This is a genomic window from Gordonia sp. 852002-10350_SCH5691597, from assembly GCF_001665715.1.
GTDB lineage: Bacteria > Actinomycetota > Actinomycetes > Mycobacteriales > Mycobacteriaceae > Gordonia > Gordonia sputi.
Map to the genome: position 1 here is coordinate 1 of NZ_LZMO01000285.1, position 3,708 is coordinate 3,708.

Genomic DNA, 3,708 nt, shown 5'->3' on the forward strand with positions numbered 1-3,708 from the left:
GCGGCCCGCGGCTGATCCCTCGCTACACCTACCTGCCACGTTGGGGACTCCGCGACGATCCCATCGACGAACATCGGCTCGACGCTCCTGCCGAGCGCGCGTCCGAGACACTGCGAAGCGCGCTCGTGATGTGCGCCGGAGCCCTCGCGGCGTCGGCCGTCGTCCATCTCCTCCGCTACATCCTGCTGGTGATCAACCGGGGTACCGCGCTGCCGTCGTGGTTGATCGTCGTGAGTGCCGCGCTGGTCATCCTCGGCGGACTCGTCGCGTTGATCTCCGTCATCGGCGCACTCGTCGCCGCTGTGCGATGGCTGATCGCGGTGCGCGAACACGCCTACCGACACCGCGGACGCCGCGATCCGCGCCCGCTCTGGCAGATCATCGTCTTGGCCGGCATCCCGGTCGTCAACGTGGTCGGGGCTCCGCTGCTGCTGCACGAGGCCGCGAACGCGGCGGCCGATGATTGGCGCGAACGGGGCGTCGACGGCATGACACGCGCGGCGCTCGACCGCCTCTGGGTCGCGTGGGCGCTCGTCAACGCCCTGGCGATCTGGGCGGCGATCACCTGGGCGGTCTCCCTGGCTTCCGGCTCGATCCAGACCGGCGCCGACGCCCTCGCGTTGATCACCATCAGCGCAGCGGTCTCGGCGGCGTTCGCGTTCTGGGCGTCGCGGCACCTGCCGAACGTCCTCGTCGCCGACGAGCCCGTCGTCAAGAAGCGGTGGGTGGCGGTCGCGTGAGCACCGTCGAGAAGGTGTCGCGGTCGGGTAAACCCGCCGTCGTGGCACATCGGGGCGCGTCGTCGCAGGCGCCCGAGCACACCCTCGCAGCATATGAACTGGCGCTCGACCAGGGCGCCGACGGCCTCGAATGCGACGTCCGGCTCACCGCCGACCATGAACTCGTCTGCATCCACGACCGGACCGTCGACCGCACGTCGAACGGCTCCGGAGTGGTCAGCGAGATGACGCTCGCGGAGCTTCGTGAGCTCGACTTCGGCAGCTGGCACGACGCCGACGCGCCGGCGTCGGTACTCACGCTGCGCGAGTTGCTCACGCTGACCCTCGATTGGCGACGTCCCGTGCGGTTGTTCATCGAGACCAAGCATCCCGTCCGTTTCGGGAGTCTCGTCGAGCAGAAGCTCCTCGAGATGCTGCACGAATTCGGTGTTGCGACCCCGCCGTCGGCCGATCACAGTCGCGCCGTCGTCATCTCGTTCTCGTCGGCGGGCGTGTGGCGGATTCGACGCCACGCGCCCATGCTGCCGACGATCCTGCTCGGCGATACGGCCCGCGTCCTGGGCGGCTCTGCGGCGACCGCGGTCGGCGCGACCGGAATCGGTCCGTCGGTCGAGACGCTGCGCATGCACCCCGACATCGTCGACAAGGCCGCAGCCGCGGGCCGCGTCACCTACTGCTGGACGGTCGACGAGCAGGCCGACGTCCAGCTCTGCGCAGACCTCGGTGTGCGTTGGGTCGCCACCAACCGGCCGGCCAAGGTCCGTGACTGGCTGGTGACCGTCGACTGACCCCCGACGTGAGAGGGTGGACTCATGGCCAAGAAGAGCAAACGAGGATCCGGTCCGCGTCCCGGGAGTAACCGAGCAGAGCGCGTTGCCGCGCGAAAGGCCCGCGCCGCAGCGACACTCGAGCCCTCACCCCGTCCGTTCGCGGGCCTCGCGGCCGAATGCGACCTGGTGGCACTGCGGTCGTTCGTCAGTTCCGCGACAGCGGTACTCGACCTCATCGAGCCGGGGCCGACTTGGCCCGAACCCACGTCGGTGATGCCCGACGACGCACCCCGTCCCGCCCCCAAACCGGGCGAGCGCAACGAGGTGCTGCTGGCAACCATCCTTCCCGGTGCCGTCCCCGCGGTGGTGCGTGAATTCCGGACTGCGCCACAGGGAGTCGCGGCAACGCAAACCGATCCCGACCCGGCTGACGTCAACTCTGCTCTCGCCCAGTCGATTTCATGGGCTGCACACGCGAAGATCGGCGACGAGTACGCGGGTCCGGCACCCGAGTTCGACGGCACCCTCTCCGACGTCCTGAAAGCCGATGCGCCGCTGGACATCATCGTCCACGACGACTTCTCCTGGTGGTTCCCCGACGGCGCGGAGGTGCCCGCCGAGATCGCCCCGATGGTCGAACGCGCCAGCGACACCGTGCTGCCCACGGCAAGGCTGCTTCCCAAGAGCGGCGTCGGAGCGCCGTGGTGGGTCGACGCGGGCGATCGCGCACATCTGCGGTGGGTGCGACCAGAACCCGAGGACGTGCTGATGAACGCGCTGGCACGCCTGCACGCGGCCGGGCACCTCACGCTCGGTGAGGGCTCGCGGTTCGCCGGCTCGTTCCGTACGCACGGACTATTGGTGCCCGTCTTCGACCTCGACAACGAGATGCACCACGAAGAGTGGTACCCCGGTCTCGATCAGTTCGACGCCTGGCTCGCCGAAGCGCTCACTGCCACAAGTGATCTGACCATCGACGAGCGCAGCTCACGAGATGGCCTGCGCACCCGCCAGGTGACGATCCGCTGACCGCTCAGTTGGCGTTCTGGTCGGCCTTGGTGAAGATGACGTACTGGGCCGAAGTCTGCTGGTACACGTCCTTGGGGTCGGTCCCGACCAATTCGGCCACGTACCGGCCGTAGCTGACCTCACACCAGTAGCCCGTGATGTTCTGGGTGACCTCGGAGAGGCAGCGTGCCGCCGGGAGGTTGGGGGGTGCGGGCACCGTCTTCATTCCGCGCGCGCGGTTGGAATTCTCGAACGTGTCCATGATCTTCTTCGCGCCTTCTGGCGTCTTTGCCCGGTAGACGGTTGCCCTGTCCATTGCGTTGGCGGTCGATCCGACCTCGTTCAGCAGACGGAAGTCCGTCGCCGGATCCGAGGAGAAGAACGACATCGATCGCGGTCCGTACACGGCCCGGACGTTACCCGGATTGGGCGTCTTGACCTTCGCGTCCTTGATCTCCTGGTCGGTGTAGGGCAACGCGTAGATCAGGATGTGGTTCTGGTCCATCATCAGCACCTTCTTCGGCTGATTGCGCGCCTCCCGTTCGGCCTTGGTGGGCGTGGCCGGGAACTGGTCGATCAACGCGCTTTGAAGCTCGACGGCCTTCTTGATCGCCGGCTCCAGCTTGTCCTTCTGCGCGTCAGTCGTCTGGTAGTAGGTGTAGAGCACGTAGGTGTTGTGCGCGGTGATGGAGACCATGGCGGTGGTTCCGTCGGCATTTCCGGGGAACGAGATCACCCGGCTCCCCGACATCCCGTCGACGCGAACGGTGGTGGACTTGGGCCGTTTGAGGTACGCGTCGGCCATCTGATTCGCCGCGGCGGTGGCGTCGGCAGCGGTGATGTACCTGGTCACGAAGTTGTTCAGTTCACGCTTGGTGCCCGCCCGGATGGTCTCGTCAGGTGTCGACGCCGACACGACGAAACCGTAGAGGATCGCGTCGTTGGCTTTCACGTTGGCGACGTCGTCTCCGACAACAGCTCGCACATTGGTCGTGCTGTAGAGCACCTGCATCGGCAGACCCATGTCGGTGAGGTCGGCGTCGATCTCGAACGGCGCGACGATGTACTGCGCCATACGCTGCGCGTCGTAGGTGACGACCTGGTCTCCGGTGGCCTCACCGAATGGTTTCCGAGGTTCGGTCGGGTACTTGCCGGTGTCGAGAGACTTGACGTCGACGACCGCGTTCGCT

At 67.0% G+C, this 3,708-nt stretch carries 4 protein-coding genes; 3 read left to right on the top strand and 1 reads right to left on the bottom strand.

The features are described 5' to 3' along the window. The 3 genes from A5777_RS21580 to A5777_RS21590 all read left to right on the top strand — a co-directional run. Positions 1-740, top strand: a 740-nt coding sequence (locus tag A5777_RS21580; protein WP_064864476.1) for a DUF4328 domain-containing protein, incomplete at its 5' end; no start/stop codon positions are given. Further along, positions 737-1,528, top strand: a complete 792-nt coding sequence (locus tag A5777_RS21585; protein ID WP_005206162.1) for a glycerophosphodiester phosphodiesterase — start codon at positions 737-739, stop codon at positions 1,526-1,528. The genes A5777_RS21580 and A5777_RS21585, both read left to right, overlap by 4 nt. Before the next feature lie 24 nt (positions 1,529-1,552). Continuing rightward, entirely contained in the window at positions 1,553-2,539 is a 987-nt protein-coding gene (locus tag A5777_RS21590; protein WP_064864478.1) for a DUF5926 family protein, read from the top strand. Between the two features lie 4 nt (positions 2,540-2,543). On the opposite strand, the gene A5777_RS25115 is transcribed toward A5777_RS21590, so the two are convergent. Continuing rightward, a partial coding sequence (locus A5777_RS25115; RefSeq protein WP_064864480.1) for a DUF7373 family lipoprotein occupies positions 2,544-3,708 on the bottom strand: 1,165 nt, incomplete at its 5' end.